General features: G+C 61.6%; 27 protein-coding genes and 1 pseudogene. 15 read left to right on the top strand and 13 right to left on the bottom strand.

Translation table 11 applies throughout. The features are described from left to right. Nucleotides 1-219: 219 nt before the first annotated feature. Nucleotides 220-1,686: a DHH family phosphoesterase gene (locus tag DVK01_RS17680; protein ID WP_101349965.1), complete on the top strand. Its 1,467-nt coding sequence runs from the start codon at nt 220-222 to the stop codon at nt 1,684-1,686. Here DVK01_RS17680 and DVK01_RS17675 read toward each other — a convergent pair. Beyond that, nucleotides 1,683-1,982, bottom strand: a complete 300-nt coding sequence (locus tag DVK01_RS17675; protein WP_101351430.1) for a PRC-barrel domain-containing protein — start codon at nt 1,980-1,982, stop codon at nt 1,683-1,685. The genes DVK01_RS17680 and DVK01_RS17675 overlap by 4 nt on opposite strands. 204 nt (nt 1,983-2,186) lie before the next feature. Here DVK01_RS17675 and DVK01_RS17670 point away from each other — a divergent pair, with 204 nt between their 5' ends. Next, nucleotides 2,187-2,642 (top strand): redoxin domain-containing protein, encoded by a 456-nt coding sequence (locus tag DVK01_RS17670; protein WP_121537784.1) that lies wholly within the window; start codon nt 2,187-2,189, stop codon nt 2,640-2,642. Here DVK01_RS17670 and DVK01_RS17665 read toward each other — a convergent pair whose 3' ends face one another. Further along, complete coding sequence (locus DVK01_RS17665) at nt 2,643-3,182, bottom strand: GNAT family N-acetyltransferase (RefSeq protein ID WP_101349963.1); 540 nt, start codon at nt 3,180-3,182, stop codon at nt 2,643-2,645. It lies immediately after the preceding gene. A gap of 55 nt (nt 3,183-3,237) precedes the next feature. Beyond that, nucleotides 3,238-3,756, bottom strand: coding sequence for a GNAT family N-acetyltransferase (locus DVK01_RS17660; protein ID WP_101351429.1), 519 nt, complete (start codon nt 3,754-3,756; stop codon nt 3,238-3,240). Nucleotides 3,757-3,873: 117 nt separating this feature from the next. Between DVK01_RS17660 and nth the strand changes: the two genes are divergently transcribed. After that, on the top strand, nt 3,874-4,557 hold the full coding sequence (gene nth, locus DVK01_RS17655; RefSeq protein ID WP_101349962.1) for an endonuclease III: 684 nt from the start codon (nt 3,874-3,876) through the stop codon (nt 4,555-4,557). A gap of 16 nt (nt 4,558-4,573) precedes the next feature. Here nth and DVK01_RS17650 read toward each other — a convergent pair whose 3' ends face one another. Both DVK01_RS17650 and DVK01_RS17645 read right to left on the bottom strand, forming a co-directional pair. Continuing rightward, nucleotides 4,574-5,080: a universal stress protein gene (locus DVK01_RS17650; RefSeq protein WP_101349961.1), complete on the bottom strand. Its 507-nt coding sequence runs from the start codon at nt 5,078-5,080 to the stop codon at nt 4,574-4,576. A gap of 90 nt (nt 5,081-5,170) precedes the next feature. Then, on the bottom strand, nt 5,171-5,653 hold the full coding sequence (locus tag DVK01_RS17645) for a hypothetical protein (RefSeq protein ID WP_101349960.1): 483 nt from the start codon (nt 5,651-5,653) through the stop codon (nt 5,171-5,173). Nucleotides 5,654-5,740: 87 nt separating this feature from the next. Between DVK01_RS17645 and DVK01_RS17640 the strand changes: the two genes are divergently transcribed. From DVK01_RS17640 to DVK01_RS17605, 8 genes are all read left to right on the top strand, one after another. Beyond that, nucleotides 5,741-6,664: a hypothetical protein gene (locus DVK01_RS17640; protein WP_121537782.1), complete on the top strand. Its 924-nt coding sequence runs from the start codon at nt 5,741-5,743 to the stop codon at nt 6,662-6,664. 64 nt (nt 6,665-6,728) lie between these two features. Further along, a complete protein-coding gene (locus DVK01_RS17635) occupies nt 6,729-7,385 on the top strand; it encodes a halocyanin domain-containing protein (protein WP_101349958.1) in 657 nt (218 codons plus the stop codon). Continuing rightward, nucleotides 7,385-7,804, top strand: coding sequence for a hypothetical protein (locus tag DVK01_RS17630; RefSeq protein ID WP_101349957.1), 420 nt, complete (start codon nt 7,385-7,387; stop codon nt 7,802-7,804). Before DVK01_RS17635 ends, DVK01_RS17630 begins: the two co-directional genes overlap by 1 nt. A gap of 1 nt (nt 7,805) precedes the next feature. Continuing rightward, entirely contained in the window at nt 7,806-8,672 is an 867-nt protein-coding gene (locus tag DVK01_RS17625; protein WP_101349956.1) for a cytochrome B, read from the top strand. A gap of 3 nt (nt 8,673-8,675) precedes the next feature. Next, complete coding sequence (locus tag DVK01_RS17620; RefSeq protein ID WP_058996093.1) at nt 8,676-9,479, top strand: cytochrome bc complex cytochrome b subunit; 804 nt, start codon at nt 8,676-8,678, stop codon at nt 9,477-9,479. A 4-nt stretch (nt 9,480-9,483) separates the two neighbouring features. Next, nucleotides 9,484-10,248: a cytochrome bc complex cytochrome b subunit gene (locus DVK01_RS17615; RefSeq protein ID WP_053968070.1), complete on the top strand. Its 765-nt coding sequence runs from the start codon at nt 9,484-9,486 to the stop codon at nt 10,246-10,248. Nucleotides 10,249-10,359: 111 nt separating this feature from the next. Next, nucleotides 10,360-10,659: a hypothetical protein gene (locus tag DVK01_RS17610; protein ID WP_101349955.1), complete on the top strand. Its 300-nt coding sequence runs from the start codon at nt 10,360-10,362 to the stop codon at nt 10,657-10,659. Nucleotides 10,660-10,669: 10 nt separating this feature from the next. After that, nucleotides 10,670-10,939: a hypothetical protein gene (locus DVK01_RS17605; protein ID WP_004517812.1), complete on the top strand. Its 270-nt coding sequence runs from the start codon at nt 10,670-10,672 to the stop codon at nt 10,937-10,939. Between the two features lie 45 nt (nt 10,940-10,984). On the opposite strand, the gene DVK01_RS17600 is transcribed toward DVK01_RS17605, so the two are convergent. The 4 genes from DVK01_RS17600 to DVK01_RS17585 all read right to left on the bottom strand — a co-directional run bounded on the left by DVK01_RS17600 (nt 10,985) and on the right by DVK01_RS17585 (nt 13,900). Then, on the bottom strand, nt 10,985-11,161 hold the full coding sequence (locus DVK01_RS17600) for a UPF0175 family protein (protein WP_077067787.1): 177 nt from the start codon (nt 11,159-11,161) through the stop codon (nt 10,985-10,987). A 232-nt stretch (nt 11,162-11,393) separates the two neighbouring features. Next, entirely contained in the window at nt 11,394-11,855 is a 462-nt protein-coding gene (locus tag DVK01_RS17595) for a hypothetical protein (protein ID WP_101349954.1), read from the bottom strand. Between the two features lie 41 nt (nt 11,856-11,896). After that, the gene (locus DVK01_RS17590) at nt 11,897-12,610 is read right to left on the bottom strand and encodes an NAD(+)/NADH kinase (RefSeq protein ID WP_101349953.1); all 714 of its coding nucleotides are present in this window, start codon (nt 12,608-12,610) and stop codon (nt 11,897-11,899) included. Nucleotides 12,611-12,664: 54 nt separating this feature from the next. Next, nucleotides 12,665-13,900 (bottom strand): digeranylgeranylglycerophospholipid reductase, encoded by a 1,236-nt coding sequence (locus tag DVK01_RS17585; protein ID WP_101349952.1) that lies wholly within the window; start codon nt 13,898-13,900, stop codon nt 12,665-12,667. 111 nt (nt 13,901-14,011) lie between these two features. On the opposite strand from DVK01_RS17585, the gene DVK01_RS17580 reads away from it, so the two are divergent. The 3 genes from DVK01_RS17580 to DVK01_RS17570 all read left to right on the top strand — a co-directional run bounded on the left by DVK01_RS17580 (nt 14,012) and on the right by DVK01_RS17570 (nt 16,283). Further along, complete coding sequence (locus DVK01_RS17580) at nt 14,012-15,181, top strand: hypothetical protein (protein WP_121537780.1); 1,170 nt, start codon at nt 14,012-14,014, stop codon at nt 15,179-15,181. Nucleotides 15,182-15,249: 68 nt separating this feature from the next. After that, a complete protein-coding gene (locus tag DVK01_RS17575) occupies nt 15,250-15,798 on the top strand; it encodes a hypothetical protein (protein WP_121537778.1) in 549 nt (182 codons plus the stop codon). Continuing rightward, on the top strand, nt 15,798-16,283 hold the full coding sequence (locus DVK01_RS17570; protein WP_101349949.1) for a metal-dependent hydrolase: 486 nt from the start codon (nt 15,798-15,800) through the stop codon (nt 16,281-16,283). Before DVK01_RS17575 ends, DVK01_RS17570 begins: the two co-directional genes overlap by 1 nt. 21 nt (nt 16,284-16,304) lie before the next feature. Here DVK01_RS17570 and DVK01_RS17565 read toward each other — a convergent pair whose 3' ends face one another. Further along, nucleotides 16,305-17,675, bottom strand: coding sequence for a deoxyribodipyrimidine photo-lyase (locus DVK01_RS17565; RefSeq protein WP_121537776.1), 1,371 nt, complete (start codon nt 17,673-17,675; stop codon nt 16,305-16,307). Between the two features lie 280 nt (nt 17,676-17,955). After that, entirely contained in the window at nt 17,956-19,146 is a 1,191-nt protein-coding gene (locus DVK01_RS17560; protein ID WP_121537774.1) for an ABC transporter substrate-binding protein, read from the bottom strand. Nucleotides 19,147-19,273: 127 nt separating this feature from the next. Between DVK01_RS17560 and DVK01_RS17555 the strand changes: the two are divergent. Continuing rightward, nucleotides 19,274-19,531 (top strand): annotated as a pseudogene (locus DVK01_RS17555) (zinc ribbon domain-containing protein); the annotation flags it as partial. A 474-nt stretch (nt 19,532-20,005) separates the two neighbouring features. Here DVK01_RS17555 and DVK01_RS17550 read toward each other — a convergent pair. After that, on the bottom strand, nt 20,006-20,869 hold the full coding sequence (locus tag DVK01_RS17550; protein WP_004517803.1) for a 2-oxoacid:ferredoxin oxidoreductase subunit beta: 864 nt from the start codon (nt 20,867-20,869) through the stop codon (nt 20,006-20,008). Next, nucleotides 20,866-22,626: a 2-oxoacid:acceptor oxidoreductase subunit alpha gene (locus tag DVK01_RS17545; protein WP_101349947.1), complete on the bottom strand. Its 1,761-nt coding sequence runs from the start codon at nt 22,624-22,626 to the stop codon at nt 20,866-20,868. The genes DVK01_RS17550 and DVK01_RS17545 overlap by 4 nt, the downstream gene beginning before the upstream one ends. Between the last annotated feature and the right edge of the window lie 116 nt (nt 22,627-22,742).

The raw sequence follows: 22,742 nt of genomic DNA, 5'->3' as shown, positions 1-22,742 counted from the left end.
ATAGGTTTTCATTCGGACGCCTCGTGTCGGTCGGTCTCACGCTTCTTGCACACAACACTCGGCTAGCGGCGATTGACTGTGGTAAGAACCGGGGCACTCCTGTGACGGTTCTGAACGACGGTTGACGGCCTCTCAGACCAGCCTGTCTGGTGGACGTTCCCAGTTATTGGGGAAATAGCTGGCATTAAAGAGGCTTGACGCCAAGCGATACAGACACTAATGAGCACAGCCAGCGGCATCACGATGGCCTCTATGTCGACCTACGCCATCCTCGGGTGTGGGAGTGTTGGCCACGCCGTGGCGGAAGAACTCGTCGAGGAGGGGAAAGACGTACTCATCCTCGACGCGGACGAGGGGCGAGTCGAGGCGCTCCGTGATCAGGACCTCAACGCACAGCAAGCCGACATCTGCGAGACTGACGTCGCTCAAACAGTTGCCGACCGCGACGTGGTTCTCATCATGTCCCCGGACGTGAACGCCAACGCCGAAGCAGTCCAAAACATCCGCGAGTCCGGCGGCGAACAGTTCATCGTCGCTCGCGCCGACGACCCGGTGTCGGCCGACGACCTTACTGAACTTGGTGCCGATATAGTCATCAACCCTTCCGCGGTCATCGCGGACTCTGCGCTCCGGGCGCTCGAAACGGGCGAACTTGAGTACAAGGCCTCACAGCTGGGCGATGTCATCGACGGGACCGAAGAGCGTATGGCGATTCTGATTCACCGGTCGCCGGACCCGGACTCCATCGCCTCGGCCGCCGCGTTGCGGGCCATCGCCGCGAGCCGCGATGTCGAGGCCGACATCATCTACGAGGGAGAAATCGGTCACCAGGAGAACCGCGCGTTCGTCAATCTCCTCGGTATCGAACTGACATCGAACGAGGATGTGGACCTCGACGAGTACGATACGTTCGCACTGGTGGACGTTGCCAAGGGCGGCGAACCGGCTATCGACTCGGTCGACATCGTCGTCGACCACTACGAGCACGAACACGAACTGGAACACGACGCCACCTTCTCCGACATCCGGCCGAACATCTCGGCCACGTCGACGATTCTGACGAAGTATATCCAGGAGCTGGACCTCAATCTCGACCAGAGTGTCGCCACGGCGCTGCTGTACGGAATCCGCGCCGAAACGTTGGATTTCAAGCGGGACACGACGCCGGCGGACCTGACCGCCGCGGCGTACCTGTACCCGTTCGCCGACCACGACACCCTCGAACAGGTCGAGTCGCCGTCGATGAGTCCGGAAACCCTCGACGTGCTCGCCGAAGCGATCCGGAACCGCGAGGTCCAGGGGAGCCACCTCGTTTCCAACGCCGGGTTCATCCGGGACCGCGACGCGCTAGCGCAGGCAGCCCAGCACCTCCTGAATCTGGAAGGCATCACGACCACAGCGGTGTTCGCCATCGCCGACGACACCATCTACCTCGCCGCGCGCTCGAAGGACATCCGGATGAACATCGGGAAGGTGCTGTCGGACGCGTTCGGCGGGATGGGCGAGACTGCGGGCCACTCCACCGACGCCAGCGTCGAGATACCGCTGGGCATCTTCACCGGCTTAGATACGAGCGACGACAATAGAGACACACTGCTGGAACTCACCGAAGAAGCCGTCAAACGGAAACTGTTCGAAGCGATGGGTGTCGATAGTTCCAGTAGCGAGAGTTCGAACGGCAACTAGGCGGGAACTTCTTCTTCTTCGTCGCCGGCCTCGGGCTGACGGAGCCGTTCGACGATATCGCTGACGATGATGACATCGCCGACGGCCTGGACCCACCGGTACGGAATAATGACGCCGCGTGCCGCGTTCACTTCTTCGTCAAATAGCTCCGTGTTAAGCTGGTGGAGTGCCAGCCCTGTCACTTCCTTGCGGTCGAGTTCCAGCCGGAGGTCTTCGACTTCGCCGACAAACACGCCGTTTTTCGAATACACCTCGCGACCCACGAGGGCTGTAATCTCCTGTGGCAGATTCTCCATTCCCATACGACGGTGGTTGGTCGGACGGGTTATAAAGCTTCTTTGCGACTGAAACATCCGTCATGCGGGGCGTCACTCACACGCAGTCCGTTCGAAACCCGACCGTCGGGCTGCTCCCATCGCGCCGATAGCGCTGCCTCCACACGGGGAGCGGTCGCTTGGTCAGGCCACGGAACTTTTGGCCCGCACTCCCGTTCGCTCAGTATGCTCTCGCCCGGTGACCCTGCCCCCGATTTCGATCTGCAAGGGACCGCTGACAGGGGTGTTGGTGCCTATCGACTGTCGGCTGCGACGAACCGCGCGCCGGCGGTTGTGGCGTTCGTTCCCAGTGACGACCCCGATTCACAGACTCTCCTCACCGAGTTATCCCAGACAGACTGGGCGAGCGTAGCGGATGCCGTGGCTGTCTTCGGCGTTCTCGCGGCAGATATCGACGACTGCCGGTCGCTCGCGGCATCGCTATCGCTTCCCTATCCGTTACTGGCCGACACCCACGGCGTCGCTGCTCAGTTCGGTGTCCGAATGCAGGACGGCCACGGGCAGCGAGCGGTGTTCGTTGTCGACCAGCGATGTCGTGTTCAGGCGGCGACTGTGGTCGACGACACCGACGGGGCCGGGTCGGCTCTCGACACGGTCCTGCGTGGCCTTGCCGAGCTGTAGCTACGCATCGCGGTTCAGTTCGTCTTCTAACAGACCGTAGAGGTACACGTCTTCGTAGCGGCCGTCGCGGAACCAGTGGTCCCGCATCGTCCCCTCTCGCTGGAACCCGGTCTTTTCGAGCACGCGCTGGGAGCCTTCGTTGCCGGCGAAGACCTTCGCGTACACCCGATGAAACCGCCGCTCCTGAAAGGCGTACTCGGTGATCGTCCGGGCGGCGTCGGTCGCGTAGCCGTTGCCCCACGCGTCGGGCGTGAGCCAGTAGCCGAGTTCGGCCATTCCGATCCGGTCTGTAACGTCGTTCAGCCCGATGATGCCGACCGCCTCGCCGTCGACACAGACGAGCAGATGCACGTCATCAGTCTCGCCGCTGGCGACGGATTCGACCCACTCGCGTTCTGCCTGTTCGGAGATCGGCTCTGTGGCCGAGAGGCCGTGTCTGACATCCGGGTCGTTGACCGTCTCTTGCAGGAACTCGACATCTTCGTCTTCGACCGTTCGGAGCGCTACTGTTTCGCCCCGGAGGAATGTTGGTCCGGGCATACACGAACCGATGAGGGGGTACTGAAAGAAGCTTCGGTAGGTGTGTGAGTGTATTTCAGGCCGTCCACTCGTCAGCGAGCAGGCCATACTCCAGCAAGTCGACGTACTCGCCGTCAACGAAGGCGTGGTCGCGCCGTCGTCCCTCCTGCTGGAACCCCACCTTTTCGAGCACACGCGCGGAAGCCGGGTTGGTGGCGTAGCAGTCCGCACCGAGTTTGTTCAACCGCAGTTCTTGAAACGCATACTGTGCGAGACAGTCGACAGCATCGGTGGCGTAGCCGTTGCCCCAGTGATCCGGACGGATCGAGTACCCGAGTATACCAACCCCCCACTGATGGCGGTCTTCGTGAAGCAGACACGACCCGACCGGCTCATCGTCTACACAGACAACAAAGTGCGTATCGGCATCGCGACTATCGAAATCTTCGGCGGCAGACTCGGAAAGTGGCTCGTAGAACCCGATGTTCTGCCGAACCTGCGGCTCGTTGAATAGGCGCTGGAGCAGGTCGCTGTCGGTTGCTTGCTGTGGATGAAGCGTCACCCGGTCGCCGTGGAGAAACACTGGACCTGGCATGTGTGACTCCACTCGCAACTGATACAAGGGTGTTACCGTAGTCTGTGAGGCGACACCATACAAATACGACCCGGCGGAAAGCGACACGGAGAAGGGGGCCCAGCACTGCCCTGCGGTATGGGAACGCCGCTGGAGTCACGCGAGGAACAGGCAACGGAGGTCGTCGACCGTCTCCACGAGGAATACCCCGATTCAGCTATCTCGCTGAACTACAGCAATCGGCTGGAACTGCTGATTGCCGTCGTCCTCTCGGCACAGTGCACTGACGAACGAGTCAACGAAGTCACAGCGGACCTGTTCGAGAAGTACCAGAGCGCCGAAGACTACGCCGCGGCCTCCGAGGAGCAACTCGCCGAGGACATCTACGGCATCACGTTCCACAACAACAAGGGCGGCTATCTTCAGGGAATCGGAGAACTTCTGACAGACGAACACGGCGGCGAGGTCCCGGACACGATGTCCGCCCTCACTGACCTCCCGGGCGTGGGCCGCAAGACGGCGAATGTCGTCCTCCAGCACGGCCACGACATCGTCGAGGGAATCGTCGTCGACACGCACGTCCAACGCCTGTCACGACGGCTGGGCCTTACGGATCAAGAGCGCCCGGAAACTATCGAGCAGGATCTGCTCGACGTGGTACCCGAAGACGAGTGGCAGCAGTTCACACACCTGCTCATCGACCACGGGCGAGCGGTGTGTGGGGCGCGTTCGGCGGACTGCGATGCGTGCGTACTCGCGGATGTCTGTCCCTCTGAAAAGGGCGACAGCGAGGTCGACCTTGCCACCGGCGAGGCGTGGTAGCCGCGTGCCGAACGGCTCAGTTTTCGCCGTCACCGAGACGTGCAGTGAGCACAGGCACGTCGGACGTTCGAACAACCTTTTCAGCGACGCTGCCGAGTAGATACCGCTCGATTCCCGTCCGGCCGTGGGTCCCCATCACGATGAGGTCGATGTCGTTCTCGGAGGCGTAGTCGAGGATCGCGCTGTGCGGTGGGCCGCGTTCGACAGTGGTGACGGTATCGACGCCGTCGACCTCGTCCGCCGCAGCCTCGACGATTGCCTGCGCTCGCTCCTGCAGTGACGATTCGATGTTGTGCTCTTCGCCGACCATCCCCGGCTCCGACGCGTCGTGTTCCTCCGCAATCATGCCGGTCGTCGCTCCCTCCGGCCCGGCGGAGGTCATCCCGATGTGTGGCGACGACGTATCGAGCACGGTCATGATGTGTAACGTCGCGTCGTGCGTCTCGGCGAGATTCCGTGCGTGTGCCAGCGCGGCTGCTGCTCCGTCACTCCCGTCTGTCGGAAAGAGAATGTGTTCGTACATTGGAACCACAGCTAGCGATGGACATGCCATGCTAATGAAACATCTAGCCTGTTCGCAGAGGCCGAGAATGAGGCCCGCTGTCAGCGACACTTACGCGACGTACCGGAGAGCGAACCGGACGATGCCGACCAGATACGCCAGCAGCCAGAAGATCACGTAGCCGAACACGCCGATACGGAGCCGTGAGCGCCAGTGGCTGAACGTCTCGTCACCGATTTCGTCCAGTAACAGGTCTTCATCGTACTCGTTGTAGAGGTCATGTTCCCGCTTTGCACGGAAGATGCGGACGATGCCCGTTCCACCGAAGGCAAGCAACGCGTAGGCTTGGAGCCCGAGCATCGCGTGAACAGCGGACAGCCCACCGAGCTGATCCGGCAGGCGCGGGATCATCCAGACCACCATCGGGACGGTGGTCAACACCAGCCCCGTCGTGACGAACTTCAGATGATGCACGAGCACGTCCCAGGTGACTGGCTCTGTCTCGATGATGTAGTACGCGCCGTACAGGAAACAGGGGAGGCTGAGGCTTACCGACAGTAACACGACTGTGGCCACGAGGCCGTCCGACACCATGAGTCGACCTAGGGACAGTGCTCGCTAAAGACTGCCGGATGCAGAAGGTCAGAACTTGTAAGCCGTCGCGGTCCGTACACCCGAGCAATGGCCGACCCGGACTCGACGTCTCCCACGGAGGACGAGCGCGGGAACACCCCTGCGGACGCAGTAACTGCCGAGCCAGAACCCGGCGAGCCCGGGGCCGAGGGCGACGGCGGTGAGACGGCCGAAGACGGCGAGTCGGGTGACGACAGTGAGCCGGACGAAGAGCTCGACACGGAGGCGCTCCGAAAGCAGGTCGAAAAAAAGTACGACTTCGACAACTTCGGCCCGGCGGATATGGCCGAGATGACCGCCGAGGAGTGGGACGTTGCCTTCGACGAAGACTCCTGGATCACCGGCGACGAACTCCTCGACCGGGTCGCTCGGGACCTGCGAAACCGCGTCGCAAACCGCGACGTGTTCGCCCGTATCGAACGCCACCGGGACCCACCGCGAGTGCTTGCGTACTCTGATGAGGGCTACGCGGTCGTCTATCCCGATGGAAGTCTCGAAGGCGAGGGGACCGTCATGCGTGACGTAAAGCCCACAGTCGCCCTGTGTTCCATGGATTCCTACGACGTACCTGAGAACGTCCCCGACCGGCCCCTTCCCCAGCCGGACGAGGTCCCCGAAGGTGGCGGCGAACTCGGGAACTGGATGCTGCAGGCGATTGCTGGGGCACAGTTTTTGGCCGGGATTGCACTCCTGGGGGGCGCAGTACTCGCGACCGCTGGCGTCATCGGCAACAGAGGAACCAGTATCGCGCTGTTGGTCGTGGCTGGTGTCGCTTTCATCGGCGTTTCGCTCGTCCTCTTTTTCACCGTCGCAAACGCACGACTCTCCGATACCTTCCGCTCCGAGGAGTACAGAGACAGACTGCGTGCCATCGGGCTTGAGGACGGCGAACGACCGGAGTTCGTCCCGGAGCTTGACCCGCAGAATTCGGGGTCTGAAGCGGGGGCTGACGAAACTGACGAAGCCGGGTAATGACGGTTCCTGCGGGTGGTATTCGGTGGGTTTATACAAACTCAGTCCTGATTCTACAGTGTATATGAACAGACGGGAGTTCGTCCGGACAGCAGGGGGGGCCGCCGGTGCTGCGGCGACCCTCAGCGCCACCGGCGCTGCCGCCGCACAGGAGGAAGGCGGTGACGGTGCGAAAACCGTCCCGGACTACGGCGGTTTCCTGGATTCGGTCGGGAACTTCGACGGGTCGACCGTCGATGCGACCGGGCAGGACACAGTAACTGTCGAGGTCGGCGTGCAGGCCAACGGCGGCGCGTACGGGTTCGGTCCGCCAGCTGTCCACGTGGACAACGGCGCAACCGTCCAGTTCGAATGGACGGGCAACGGCGGCGGCCACAACGTCGTCTCGGACGGCGACGGACCACTGGACTCCGGAAGTACGACGTCCAGCGCCGGCGTCAACTACGAGCATACCTTCGAAGAGGACGGCATTTACCCGTACCTCTGTGTCCCCCACGAGGGACTCAACATGAAGGGCGCAATCGTCGTCGGCGAAGAGTACCCGACACAGACAATCGGTGGCGGTGGTCCGGTCGAAGTCGACCCGCACTACGCCGGCGTCCCGATCCAGCCCCACTTCGTCGGATTTGGCGCTGGACTCGCAGTTATCATCCCGCTGATATTCACCTTCTTCCAGTTGAAGTACGGCGAATCGCCCCACACTAGTGGAGGGAACAACTAATGGCATCCGAAGGTTCCACCTACGGCGACATTCACCGCTACGAGCCGCCGCGTGAGAGCACAGCGGCGGCCGTTGGTATCGTCCTCCTGACGATCATTCAGGTCGCCCTTGTCGGGCTGTTCACGTACGGCATGATTGCCGGATGGGCGTCCGGTATCGGGACAACGCTGACCGTCCGCCTCATTGAGGCCAATATGTTCATGGGCGGCGTGTTGACAGCGATATTCATCGATCTGGCGTTCATCATGTTGCTGTACCGCAAAGAGTTCCTCCCAGACGTGATGATCGTCAAGAAGCGCCGTCGCAAGTGGGAAGACCTCTATATCCGTCAGGAAGACGTCGACGGCACGACGATGGCGGACGGCGACAAGCTTGCAGAGACATTCAAACGCGCAGTGTACCCATACTACAAGAAATAATATGCCACTTGATGAAGACAAATATCCGGCTGAAACAGGCCGTCGTCGCTTCGTAAAGGGCGTCGTCGGGAGTGCAGCACTCTCCAGCGTCGGTGTCGGTGGCGCCGCAGCCGTCGACGCGACGACAGACGCCGCCGGCGAAGGTGGCGGGACGACCCCGTTCGTCGCCGTCGAGAACACCGCCGGACCGGCCCCGCGAGGGATGCCGATCATCCCTATCGAGATCAACGGTGGCGAGATCAGTGGCCTCTGGCCGGAGTACGACGAGAAAGCCGGCGCAGCCGTCGCACCGGACTTCGGCGGGAGCGGCATCGACTACTCCTCGCAGTGGTTCCAGTACTGTGGTATCCAAAGCACCGCAGCCATCTATCCGCAATCCGACCGGAACAGTACGTTCCTCAACGACACCGGGACCTTCTCTTGGCAAGGGGAGTACGAATCCGGCAAACCACTCACGGTCGACATGTTCGACGACTACAAGGAATGGGGCAACGGCATCGGTGACCCCGGTGTCGGAAAGCCTGCGAGCGTCGTCTGGCGGACCAACAGCGACGGAAAGAACGGCGCTCCGGTGCAGATAATCAGGTCCGTCGAAGTCGAAAAGATGGCAAACGGTGAGGGCGAGTACGCGGAGCTTCCCAGCAGCGTCCAGTCGTTCGTCTCCGAGGCGACTGACCAGGGCTTCATCGCCTGGCTGAACAAATGCACGCACTTCTGTTGCGTGCCAGGGTTCAAAACGCAGAGCGGGAGCGCTAACTTTGCCGCAGCCAACGATATCTACTGTCAGTGCCACCAGTCCGTGTACGACCCGTTCAGTCCCGTGCAATCGACGTTCGTGGCGCTGCCACGCCCACCACAGACGGAGTAATCAATGAGTCTCGAACGCAAAGACGAACACGATCACAAAGGCTGGATGGAATCGCGCGAGCTGACGCCGATCGAATCGGTGTACCTGACCGTGCTTATCTGGCTCGACCGACGGCTGCGCGTCGTTGACTATCTTGAGATCCTCGAAGATCTCTACTACAAGGTCAACATGCAGATGCCGAAGAGCCACACGGAGCAGTACAACCTCGACAACAAGTTCTGGTACTGGTACCCGCTGTACGCACTCGGGTCGTTCTCGACAGTTGCGTACATCGTTGCCGCGATATCCGGCGCGCTACTTGGCTTCTACTACGCCCCGGCCGCCGCGGCTGCCGACGGGTCACCGACGGTCGCGTACGACTCGGTGATGCTCATCATGGGCCAGCTCAACCTCGGCTACTTCCTGCGCTCGGTCCACCGCTGGGCCGCCCAGATTATGGTCGCTGCCGTGTTCCTCCACATGCTTCGTGTGTACTTCACCGGGGCATACAAGGAACCGCGCGAACTGAACTGGCTCATCGGCATCGTCCTCATCTCGCTGACGCTGGTGTTCGGATACACCGGCTACCTGCTGCCGTGGAGCCAGCTCTCGTTCTGGGCCGGCCAGATCGGCGTCGAGATGTCCCTTTCCATCCCGCTCATCGGTGAGTGGGTCGCACAGCTGATGTTCGGCGGGTTCACGCTTTCGCAGGCCACGCTACAGCGGATGTACATCCTGCACGTGTTCTTCCTGCCGTTCATCACGACTGCCATCATCGCGGTCCACATCGGCATCGTCTGGATGCAGGGGATCGCTGAACCACACTAATACTATGAGCGACAACGACACAGACGACGTTCGCACGGACGGTTCCGGCACCGGTATCGTTTCGCCGGACGACGAGACTCCCGCATGGTCCGAGCGAAAGGAACGGACACAGGGGCTCTCCCGGCTGACGTACGAGTACTTCGAACGGGCACGCCGCGAGGACCAGGACCTCCGCCAGCAGTCGGACTACGTCGAGCGTGACGTGCTCGCGTTCCCGGCCTGGCCCCACGAGATGATGCGCAACATCGCGCTGACGTCCTTCTTCGTGGGCATGATCCTGTTCGTCTCGGCGACGCTGCCCCCGGAGATGCCAAACCCTGCTAACTCCAGTGTGACGCCGGCGATTATCCTGCCGGACTGGTATCTCTACTGGTCCTTTGGCCTGCTCAAGCTCGGTCCGCTGAACCCCGACCTGAGCATCCTCGGCGGCTCGAAGCTCATGGCCGACCGAACCTACGGTGTGTTGGCAAACGTCGTGGTCGTCGGCTTCGTCGCCATCGTCCCCTTCCTGAACAAGGGGTCCGCGCGCCGTCCCGTCGAGCAGCCCTTCTGGGCCGCGGTCGGGATGTCCGGCGTCATCTTCAGCCTGACCATCGCCGCACTGTCCATCAAGAACCTCGTTCCGATGGACTCGCACCTGCTGTTTGACCTGACGTTCCTCGTCCCCATCGTCAGCGCGACGATCACCTACGCGGTGCTCAAGACGATGCGCGAGGGCTACATGTTCGACCTCAACCGTCGGTACTACCGGCTGCGACCGCCGAAGTAACCGACTCGGCCAGTTTCTCCGTCGTTTCTTTGCATCCGCAGCTCAGTTCCACCGCAAGCGTAGTGACTTCGTCTCGCCGCAGTAAAGTGGCTCCCGTCCGTAGTAGTAGCGATGACAGAGGACCAGCCAGCGGGGACTGAAGACGGTTCGGACCGGCGGGATGTCGTGGTCCCGCTGCGCGTGTACAAGGCTGTGACGGTGTTCTCGACGCTGTTTGCGGTGATAAGCGTCGTCGCCGGATTCATCCTCGTCGACGTGGCGACACAGCGGGCCTCAGCGCCGGCCTCGGAGATTGACGTGCCGGTCGGCATCGCCGGAATCGCGTGCATTCTCGCTGGCACAGTCGTGTACGCGTTCTCGACGCGGTTCCGTACCGAGGAAATGGGAAAGTCTAAAGACGACGCTACCTAACGTTCGGATAATGGCTGACGAGTTCATGAAGGGGTTCGCGTGCCTCATGGTCGGCGGACTGGGTTGGATGACCATCAAGGGATGGTACAACACGCCGAGTTTCGAAGGGGCACAGCTCACTGGCGAACTTACTATCGAGGAACCGACCACGTTCGACCAGATCGCCCTGTTCATGGGCGACGCGTTCTTCTGGTTCGCAGTGCTGGGCGCACTGACCTTCTGGGTCGTGCTCCCGCTGATCAGCGAATTCCAGGCGTACCTCAACGAGCGGTCGGCATAACAGGACGCAGTCGTTATGTCTTTCTAATCGGGGCCGACGCCGCCCTCAGTTTGCAGTCCGATCCACCGGCGTGTGGTCTTCGTCGCGTACCTGAATCCCGCGGGACCGAAGCGCCGTGGCGAACTTGCTCGGTGACACCCCGCTGTACGTCGCTGCTTCTTCGAGTGTGAATGTTTCCCCGCGGTACAGCGTCAGCGCCGTTGTGAGGGACCTGTGTGACATCTTCCTCTACACCGACACAACGTTGTGGTGGTATTAAACTATTTCGCCAGGTTTTCGTCTGTTCATACAGTGTGCGCGAGTACAATTACACACTCAAATAGTATTTCAAACTAAAACCACACATACGGGGTTGTGTAGTTGTGTGGTGATTGCCGGCCGCACGCGCAGCGCTATCGATAGACGCGGCTGGGAAGCGACAGGTAGACGAAGTCGGTAAAACGAGAATCTGTCTTCAGACGATGGCGCTCCACGGGCCCTTGATGAGCCAGAACAGGCTCTGGTAGCCCGCATACATGAACACCACAAGAGCGGCGACGATGGCCCCTTTTGGCCGTTCCAGCGGGATGTCACGGCGGGCTTCGACCTTGCGGGACTCGAACTCGAAGAAGTCAGTGATGACTGCGCCGAGAACGAGTACGGACAGGACCATCCCACCGTGATGGTGGAGCGTCATGTAGAAAAACGACAACACGACCAGTGCGATGTTGCTGAACGTGTGTGCCGGGTGACGGCTGATCGCCTCTGCGCCATCGTTTTTATATTGCTTGACGTGGCTTCTATGGGCGAGCTGCCGCGTGAGGAAGTTGACAATTACCACTCCGAAGATGATGTATTCGATGAGGAGCGCACCGCCGACTGTGGGACTCCCCAGAATGGTATCCAGTGGCCCAAAGAACGTTACGGATGGCTGCATATGCAAAGCTCTGTCCACCGTCCATTAGTGTCTTTCCAATCTCACTCGAATCTGGACCGACTCTCGTCAACGACGGCGGTTCGAACGGGGGACCCGAGCGAGATCGTGATACGCTCCTGATAGCTGACGGGCCGCGATATGTGGTCATCGACGAGTAGCTTGACGGTCGCCTCGTCGCGTTCAACCAAGGCATTGAGGCCATCGGCCGGCAAGACCCAGTGATCCGGATCAGTCGCAAACGGTGCGATCGGTGCCACCACCGCCTGCTCCGACGGTGCCAGAATTGGGCCGCCGACGCGATGGGCGTAGCCCGGCGAGCCAGCGGCCGTTGCGATCACGACGCCGTCGGCCCGGAACTGTCCGATGCGGTCGGCCGTCGACGTGACAGTAAACTCGGAGATACGGGCGGCGTCTGCGGTAACGAGGGTCACGTCCCAGAACGCCTGTTCGACCGTCCCGTCAGGCATCGTCACGCGGAGAACTGGATGTCTTTCGACCCGTGCTTCAGCAAGTCCCGACACGGCAGCGACAGCGTCGTCCCGGGGTACTGACCGGACGCCGCGACCCGCCGCGACCGGTAACACCAGCGGGTCACCCACAGCCCGTGCCACGGCAGCAACGGCGTCCTCGCCGACAGCGACGACCCGGTTGGTCTTCGGAACAGCGCCGTCACGACCCCGTTCAACAGCCATGCCGGCGTCTCGAAGCACGTCTGCTAGGGCGTTGTCACCGACCACACCAATGGGGGTTCCCATCACCTGAATCTCCGGGCCGGCGGAAAAAAACCTGCCGCACTTCTCGCGGTCACGTCAAATATCGAGGCGGCGGCGGGCGTATTCGACGAGAATCGGCATGTCCGAGAGATGGGTGAGCTTCGCAATCGCCCGACGGTCGCCGCCGTTGATTTGCCTGAGTGTGTCCTGTCCGGTACTCCGGAGGTCGTCCATCAACTGATCGTACCGCTCGTTCGGAGCGAGATACAGCAGTTCCGTCATCATCAGGCGGGCGTTGTGTTTCGGGGCCACCTCGCTGTGCCAGAGCTGGTCGTAGACAGAGAGGTTCTCCGCCGAGGTGTCGGGTTCGTCAGGCTTGAGCGCCGAGTCGGCCGTTGCGGCGGCGGCACGGGCCGACTTCATGCCCTTGTGAATGCCCTCACCCCACAACGGGTCAACAGTCGGGACAGTGTCGCCGATAGCCATGAAGCTGTCCGTGCTCATCGAGTCAGGAGGCTGGATGTGGGCCGACCCGCGGTGGGCTTGCGTACCCTCGATCTTTTCGGCGTCGTCGAATCTGGGGTCCGAATCGAGCCAGTACTCCAGATAGTCGTCGATGCCCATCCCGTCTTTCGCGTACTTCTGGTGAGAGCCGTTCTGGATGTAACAGAGGCCGACCTTCGCTGTGTCTTCACCGGTGTGGAAAATCCAGGAGTAGCCACCCGGGGCGAGGTCGTGATCCAGGCGGAGCATCATCGCATCCCGGAGGTCGGCGTAGTCATCGTGATCCATTTCAACGCCCTCGAACTCGTACTCAACGCCGATTGCCTGATGGTCCCGCTTGAGGTCACACACGTCAAGTTCCTTCGCCAGCGGCGCGGCGGGGCCGGTGGCGTCGATGACGATGTCCGCGTACACCTCCTCGTCGCCGTCGTAGCGGACGCCGACGATTTCCCCGTTCTCCATGATGGGGGCCGAGACGCGGGCGTCAAAGCGGTAGGTCGCTCCCTTATTCCGTCCCTCAGAGACAAGCCACTGTTTGAACTCCGCGAACTCTAGGACGGCCCCAGTCTGATTACGGACGTAGTGGTCGTTGGGGGACTCAAGCACGACGTTGTCCGTGTAGTTCATCACCACGTCATCGGGAATCGCAAAGCCCGTCATCGCCGACATGAACGTCCCGGCGGTGGACTTGTTGCTCTGACGCGGGAACTCGTCTTCGGACTCGGTTTCGAGAACGAGCACCTCGTAGTTTCGCTCCGCTAGATCACGGGCACACTGCGCCCCGGCGGGCCCGGCTCCGGCTATCACCACGTCAAAGCGCTCGCGCATGGTTGTGGGTGTTGCCTGTCGGTAATCAGTCTTTCCGAATACACCGAGGGCGGTCTCGAAAGGGTAAAGACGGCCCCACTACCATGACGGGAACACCCGGGGCGACATACAATGGTTCTCAAGACAGGCGCGGGCGTGCTCGCGGACAGGCGGCGGCTGCCCACGGCGCTACGGGCGGTGCTGGGATACTACGCGGACACCGGCGTGTTCGATGCCGGCAGCCTCTCACTGAAATCCGAGATTGACGACCGGACCGAAGCGATGGTTGACGACGTGACCGACCGCATTGAGGCTGCCCTCGAAGACGAGTTCGGCTGTCCGGTCGAGTTCTCATACGATACGAAGCTCATTCTCCCCGCACAGCTGACGCTGGGCTACGTCTACCGTAACGCCCGTCAGCAGGCCCCCGGCGACCCTGTCATCGATACAATCGCCGACGGCGTTCCGACCGTCGATGAGACGGCGCTGGAACAGGGGCCAGCACAGGACCTTGCACCCCGTGAGATGGTCGTGCGCGCCGAGCAGATGACTCGCCTCTCCATCGAGGCGCTCATCGACGGGGACATGCGCGACGCTATCAATGATGACGAGTTCGAAGATTTCGAGGTTGACTTTGACGCGAGTGAAGCGGACCGCCGCCGCGTCGCCGAGGTCGCCCAATCCGCGCTGCAGTCCCACCTCGACGGCCTGTTGGAGGATATGCCTCCCGTCGTCGAGAACGCCTACCAGTGGGCTGTCGACTACAGCGAGGCCCATCAGGACCGCGACGACTACTTCCGGGAACTGATGACCGCGGCTGAGGACGGTGACGCCGATGCGCTGACCGATATCCGGGAAGCGTACAAGTTCGCCGAGTACGACGAGGCGCCAGCGACGCTCACCGAGACGGAGAAGAAACTTCCCTACAGCAAAACCCAGTACGCCCGCGTCGGTGTCCTCTACGACGGGATGCTCGACCTCTACCGACTCGCTGGCCTCGACATCGACGACGAGTTCGCCAAGGCCATCGTTCTCGCCATTATCGGCGCACAGGTGTGGCTCGACGACGTGGACGACTACGAGGATGATCGAGCGGAGGGCCAACTGACGCCCGTCACCGCCGAGTACCTGCTCGCGCCCGACGACGAAGCCGCCTATCGACGAGTCGTCGACGTGACCGAACAGTATCTCGACCTCGCGAAGTCGTACGCAACGGCCGCCGACTCGCCGCTGACCGGCGTCGCTGTTGAGTACATCTACCGCTCCGGAAATCCGGATGTCCTGCCCGGCAAGTCTGAGTAGGCCCACGAGCGACACCGGCCCGGCCCAAGCACCAGAGTTTATATCTCGCCGCCCGCACCGAGATTTGAATGCTTCATTCGCGGGTGGGCAGGGTCGCAGCTGTCTGTGGACTGCTGGCCATCTTATTCGCACTCATGATCGGATTCGGTATGGCCACGCCGGCCCCCGAACTGGGCGACTATCCCGATGGAAACGCGCTGGCCCAGCATCCTGACAGCCACGTCGGTGAGGCCGTTCAGGTGACCGGCAGTGTCATCGGAACCGAGCCAGTCGAAATCGCCGTCGAATACGAGTACACTGCCAGCGGCGAGTACCACAGCGGCACGCTCACGGTTACAGTCCGGAATGTCGACATAGCCGTCGACGAAGGCGAGTCGCTGCAGGTGTACGGCACGTTCGGTCCAGACCGGACCATCACCGCGGAGAACAGCGTGCGCGTGCCGGCAGTGAACTACATGGCGATGTATATCGTTTCTGCCCTCGCCGGCCTGTGGACGCTGTGGCGACTGGTCTGTGAGTGGCGGCTGAACTGGCAGACAGGGGGACTGTGCCGGCGTGAGGAGCCACTTCGGCCGATACAGGCGCTTCACAAGAGAGTACAAGAGGTGCGTGCCTGATGCCGGACCTGCTCTCGCACGCCTTCATCGCGTTCACCATCTGTACCCTCCTGTCACTACGGTACAACTGGCTCACTGGCGAGTACGTCACCGTGGGGATGGCCGGCGCGTTCATCCCGGACATGGCGAAGATCAAGCTTCTCGTGGACGCTGCAGCGGTCGAGGCAGCGCTGGGGATCCCGTTCAACTGGCTGGGTATCCACACACTCGGCGGCGCGTTCGTTGCAGTCCTCGTAGGGACGGTCGTCGTGAACCGCGCCGACCGACGGCGCGTGTTCATGCTGCTGTCGCTCGGGGCTGTAAGTCACCTGCTCGCCGATTCGCTTTTGTTGAAGGCCTCTGGGCGGTCGTACGAAGTGCTGTGGCCACTGACACAGTACCACCCGCCCACGCCGGGGCTGTACCTGAGCACGGACATCTGGCTCACGGGCGTCACCGGTTCTGTTGCAGTGGCGGTTTATTTCCTCGTGCAGTACAGGGCATAGTGCCACTGTCTTTCCCCTCCCTCAGCGTTTCCCTAACGCCGTCTCAAACACGCGCTGTGCTCGCTCGTAGGCGGCGTTTCGGTCGACGATTGGATGATAGTAATCCGGAGCCAGTTCCTCGCGTTCGCCGTCAGAGAGCGTCGGCCAGTCGACGATCTTGTTCGCCGGAACATCACGAAGCTCCGGCACGTATTCCGTGACGTAGTCCGCCCCGCTGTCGTACTTGCTCATCTGTGCGACCGGGTCGAAGATACGCACGTCCACGGAGTCGGTCCCGGTAGACGCCGTCCACTGCCAGCTTGCGGCGTTGTTAGCGGGGTCGTGGTCGACCAGTCGCTTCCTGAAGTGCCGTGCGCCTTCGCGCCAGTCGACCAGTAGATGTTTCGTGAGGAAGGACGCGACGTTCTGGCGCGGCCGGTTGTGGATGTATCCTTCCCGTTCGAGCTGGCGCATCCCGGCGTCAACGAACGGATACCCCGTCTCGCCGCGCTTCCAGGCCTCGAAGTTGTCCCCGTCGTTTTCCCACTCGATACGGTTCGGGAACGACTTGTAGTTCGCTGACAGCAGCGTGGGGTTGTGGTACAGCAGGTGATAGCTCTGCTCGCGCCACGAGAGTTCGTAGCGGTACTTCTGGATGTTCCGCTGGGCGTCACCGGTGGCTTCGGTGTGGCGGTCGGACGCATCTCGCCATATCTCGCGGATACCAATCATCCCTGCCGCGAGGTACGGCGACATACGCGAGACGGCACTGGTCGGCCGCTCGACGGCTGCCTGCATGTCATCACGGGTCTCGTTGTACGTCTCGATGCCACCGGTGAGGAAGTCGTCGTACCGCTGCCGTGCCCCCTCGTAGCCGGGGGTTGGCAGGTCCATATCCGACTCGATGCTCGGAGCCGTCGTCGGGTCCGACACGTCGGCAAACGAGTCCGCTTCGGGCGGGTCGACCGGCGGGAGCTTGTGGTGGGCCTGCCAGTCGTCGTAGAAGCGGCTGTGGTTCTCGTACCGGCTGTCGAGCCCGGCCGGATCGACGAGGACGAGGTCGGTCAGGGACTTCGTCGGCACGGCCTCATCGACACGGCGCTGTCGGTTCCGGCGCGCCGGCCGGTAGTGGTCGTTGTAGTACACCCGGTCGGCGTCGTACTCCTCGACGACGGTTGAGAGCACATCGGCAGCGGCCCCCTTCCTGACGAGCAGGTCACCGTCGCGGTCCCGATACGCCGCTTTCAGCGCTCTGACACCGGCCAGCAGGAATGCTCGCTGCCGCTTCCCGACCTTCGACAGCAGGTCCGTATCGAGAACGTACACCGGCAGTACCTCGTCGTCTGCGGCAGCGGCAGTCAACCCGCGGTTGTCCGGTATCCGGAGATCCCGCTGATGCCAGAAGATGTGCATACCTTCCGTTAGAGATACCGACATATGGGTCCGAACCCGATTCTATTGTGTGTGTGACAGAAGGGCATGATATCCGGCGCATCGGCTCCCATATATCGCCGACCTACCGTGACTCCGGTTTGCGAACGAGATAGCAATGTTGCGTGAAGCTGACGAACGTCTCTCCGCGAGCGTCCTTTCTTGTAGGTCCTCCGCCTAGGCCTGTGCCACTTCTCGCCCAACAGCTTCATCGTCGGCTAAGTGGTCCTCGATGAACTGCATGAGATGATACATGCGTCAGTTAGAAGCGTCCCTGAATGATGTCTTTCACCCGCTGCCGGTCGAACAGTTGCTTGTCGTCGGCCACCTCGGGAAACCGTTCGGGTTCGAACTCGCCAAACTCCTCAGGATAGAGCTGCTGGGCGACCATCTCAGTCTGGAGCAGGTTCACCAGTGGGCCCTGTGACCCGAACGCACCGGGGTATATATTGCCCGCCTCAACCGCTGTCAGCTGGCTGCCGACCGGATCGGTCTCCATCGGCTCGACGAACTGCTTGTGGAACGCTGACAGCGAGAAGCTATCAGTGTTGCCGGTGGTTTTGATTCCCCAGTGGACGACGATGATCTCGGGGTCGACTTCAAGCAGCTGTTCGTAGTCGATGGTTCCATTCTCGACCAGCTCAGGGGTGAACGAGCTTTCGATGCCGAGATCCTGGTATGGTTTCATTTCGATACCTTCGGCATCCGTATTCATCGGATAGAACGTCCCTTCGCTCGGATTAGTGGCGCTGTTGACGAGACCAATCGTTGGCTGGTTGCCATCCGACGGGAGCCGCGATTGGATCTCCCTCTGAAGATCGTCGTGAACAGACGCCATCGCCTCGTAGCGCTCGCGTTCCTGGAACAACTCAGCGAGCCGCTCGAAGGCCCCGTACAGCGAGTAGAGTTTGTAGTCGTGGAAATCGCGTCGGCGCAGGATGTTGTTCCCGAAGAAGGGAGCAACGTTTTCGCTGATTTCCCGGGTATCTGACTCGTCCCATGAGTCGTCCCAGCCGGTGCCATGCATGTAGTGAGGGTCCATCAAAATCACATCGGGCTCGCGTTCGTAGAAGATCTCCTTGTCCCAGCTAATCGCCGACATCGACTCCGTCTCCGAGCGCGGCGGTACGTCCAGCCCGAACGGCTCGAAGAGAAATCCGGGTATCATGTTCGTCGACGTCAGGAACCCGTCGCGTTGACCCAGCGCAAAGGCCATATCGGCCCACTCGCCGTTGTTGACGATGTAGGTCTCAGGTACCGACTCGAAAGTCTGACACCCTACTGGCTCGATACAGGCCTCGTAGCTGTCTGCCTGTTCTGTCCGAGTCGACTCATTTGAGTTTTCCGTGTCGTCTGACTCGGTCATCGACGCACAGCCGGCCAGTGCCGCGCCGACTGTGAGACCGGTCCCTGCGAGTAACTGGCGTCGTGTTGACTGACTACCATATTCCATATTTTTAGGCTGACCTAATAATATGTAAAGATTGTTGTTTCTGTTTATCAGAACCTTCCGGCCACTGAGAACCACGCCAGCAGCCAGAGGGACCCACGGATCAAGCGAGAGCCCCTCATCAACGACAGTCCATCCGGCGTACACCAGTCAACGGTGTAGTCACGCCGACTGTGGATTCACGCACGAGGACAACCGCGACGGCGACGAGTTTGCCTGCCAGAAGTGCGGCAAAGAGCTACACAGCGACTACAACGCGGCACGCAACATCGCACACAGGTACGTCCAGAATCGGCTCAAGTCTGGTTCTGGACGGGCGACCAATCACCTCGCCCTCAAGTCGGGGACGTTGAACGGGAACGGCGACTACTCGCCTTCCACGGTATAGTGGATAGACCGGGAGTCCACCGACAAACCTCGGCGTGAACGCCGAGGTAGGTGATCACGCGCCGAAGAGATATCTGGCGCCATAGAGTATAGCACAGTGGGCGAGTGTCGGTCCGTCTTCAACGCCGGGAACGTGTTCTCCAGCGATGGTGCTCCCATCGGCCGCAATCGTCGAGTTCGCACAGATGATTTCCGCGTCTGGATTCGTGTGCCGGACGCTTGCTTTGCCCCGTGAATTCAGGCCACGTCGGCGGTGGTCCCCCTGTTGATGAGGACGTAATCCGCTAACCAGAGATGGGTTTTTCCCGGCTAGGATCGAGGTTCTGACCCGCCACGGTGATTACCTGCCACGAAGACGTGCCGGCGGCTCCCCGTGTTATGCTCAAAGCGCCCCTCGAACTGCCCGCCGAGTTCAATATCGACGTGCAGGAACTGCTCCAACGGGGCGGGGAGATCAGAAACAGAAACGGCTGGTCTAGTAGAACTCGCGGACGAGGTCCATCGCGCCCTCGGGCGCGCCGTCGGGAATCTCGGCCATCGAACCCTCGACGCCCTCGCGTTCCTCGAACGGGACCGAATCCTCGTCCTGGTAGAGGACGCCCATGTACTCCTTCTCGCTTTCGAGAATCTTGTCCTTGGCCTGGTCGCGGTCCGACGGGTCGTGGTCGGTTTCGTCGAGGTCCACGATGGCGTCGCGGAAGTAGTCGTAAGTGTCCACGTCGTTGAACGTCACACACGGCGAGTAGACGTTGACGAAGCCGAACCCGTCGTGCTCGACGGCTTTCTGGACGATCTCGGCGTGGCGCTGTGCGTTCGAGGAGAACGACTGCGCGATGAACGTCGCGCCGGAGGCCAAGGCGAGCGCCTTGGGGTTGACCGGCGGCTGGTTCGGGCCGTCCGGCGAGGTTGAGGTCTCGAAGTCCTCGCGCGAGGTTGGCGAGGCCTGACCCTTTGTCAGCCCGTAAATCCGGTTGTCCATTACGACGTAGCTCATGTCTACGTTGCGGCGGACAGCGTGGATGAAGTGGCCAGCCCCGATGGAGTAGCCGTCGCCGTCACCACCCGAAACCATCACTTCGAGGTCCGGGTTGGCCATCTTCACGCCGATTCCCACGGGCAGGGCGCGGCCGTGGACGCCGTGGAGCGCGTAGCTGTGCATGTACGTCCCGATCTTGCCGGAACAGCCGATACCGGCGACGATGAAGGTGTTATCGGGGTCGTTGCCCGTCTCCGCCAGCGCCTTCATCATGCCGTTCATCGTCCCGAAGTCACCGCAGCCGGGACACCAGGTCGGTTGCTTGTCGGATTTGAAGTCTGTGAAGCGAACGTCGGAACTCATTGTGTTGCCTCCGCGGGTGTGTCAAGCGTCTGCTTTATCTCTGTCGCCAGTTCGTCTGCCTTGAACCGAACGCCGTTGTACTTGTTGATGCGCTGGACCCGTTCGAGGACATCGTGTTCGATGACATCCGCGAACTGGCCGGTAGCGTTGCACTCGACGACGATGACGTCCTCGGCCGCCTCGATCTCCTCGGTGAGGTCCGGTCGGGGGAAGATGTACGGGACCGAGAGGAACCGGATGTCGTAGCCGTCCTCCTCCAGCAGTGTCAGCCCCTCGCGGAGCGCGCCCTCGTTGGAGCCCCAGGAGATGACTAGCGTGTCCGCGTCGGGGTCGCCGAACTCGCGGTAGTCGAAGTCCTCCTGCTCGCGGGCGGTCTCGACTTTCCGCTGGCGCTTGTCGACCTGCTCGATGCGGATGTCCGTGTCTTCGGTCCGCCGACCGAGTTCGTCGTGTTCGAGGCCGGTCGTCATGTGCGCGCCGTCGGTCGTCCCGGGGAACGCACGCGGCGAGATGCCGTCGGCGGCGGCGAAGTGGGCCTGGAAGCGGCCCTTCTCGTCGAGCCAGGCGTCGATGTCGTTCTCGTCGACGACCTTGCCGCGGTCGATTTCGACCTCGTCCATGTCGAACGTCTCGGGGGAGAAGGTCTGCTCCGTCACGGCCATCGCGAGGTCCGAAACGAGGAAGACCGGGGTCTGGTACTTCTCGGCGAGGTTGAACGCCTCGACGGTCTTCCAGAAGCACTCCGAAACCGTGGTCGGCGCGACGACGAACCGCGGAATCTCGCCGTGGCCGCCGTACAGCGTCATGTTGAGGTCGCCCTGCTCCTGCTTGGTCGGCATCCCGGTCGAGGGACCGGAGCGCATCACATCACAGATAACCAGCGGCGTCTCGCTGGTGGCGACCAGCCCGAACGTCTCGGTCATCAGGTCGATGCCCGGGCCGGACGTGGCGGTCATGGCTCGGGCACCGGCGCGGGCCGCACCGAGGGCCATGTTGATTGCGGAGAGTTCGTCCTCGGCCTGGACGACCTTCCCGCCGAACTGGTCGACGCGGCCGGTCATGTACTCCATCACGTCCGTCGCCGGTGTGATTGGATAGCCGGCGTAGAAGCGACAGCCGGCGGCGATAGCGCCCATGCCGATGGCCTCGTCCCCGTTGAGGAGCACGTAGTCCTCGTCGGTGGTCTCCATGTCGTAGTCGAACTCGCCGTACTCCTCCTGCACGTAGTCCTGTCCCTTCCGGGCGGCTTCCTTGTTGTTCTCGACGATGGCCTCGCCCTTGTCGCCGAAGCGCTTTTCGAGGCTTTCGTCGAGGTTCTCGATGGGGAAGCCGGTAACCTCACACGCCGCACCGAGGGCGACGACGTTGAGCATGATGGCCCCACCCGCGTCCTCGGCGAGCCGTTTCAGCGGTACTTCGAGTGCCGTCGCGTCGCCGGGCACTTCCACGTCCTGCATCGTCGAACGCTCGCCGTCATAGATGATGACGGAGTCCTCGTGGAGTTCGTCCTCGTTCTCGTGGATCGTGCGCTCGGTGAGTGCGATCAGGATGTCGAGGCGGTCGACGACACTCTCAACGCGGTCGACTGACGTCCGTACCTTGTAGGCGGTGTACCCGCCGCGGATGCGGGAGGCGAAGTCCTTTGAGGTGAAGACGTGTCGACCAGCCCGGGAGAGTGCCTGCGCGAAAATCTTCCCGGTGGAGTCGATTCCATCGCCGGCTTCGCCGCCGATGGCCCAGTTCAGGTCCTCTGGCATTATATCCCTCGGGTAGCCAGCGTGGTAGGAAAAGCCTTCCGTAAGCGCCCGCGCGCGTACTACTCGCTTTTGAGTGAATTTTGGTATGGTCTCGAGCAAAAACCGGCATAATCACC

It is taken from the genome of Haloarcula sp. Atlit-120R (assembly GCF_003665885.1).
In the GTDB taxonomy this organism is placed as follows: Archaea; Halobacteriota; Halobacteria; order Halobacteriales; family Haloarculaceae; genus Haloarcula; species Haloarcula taiwanensis.
This window is presented reverse-complemented; position numbering and strand designations above follow the sequence as displayed.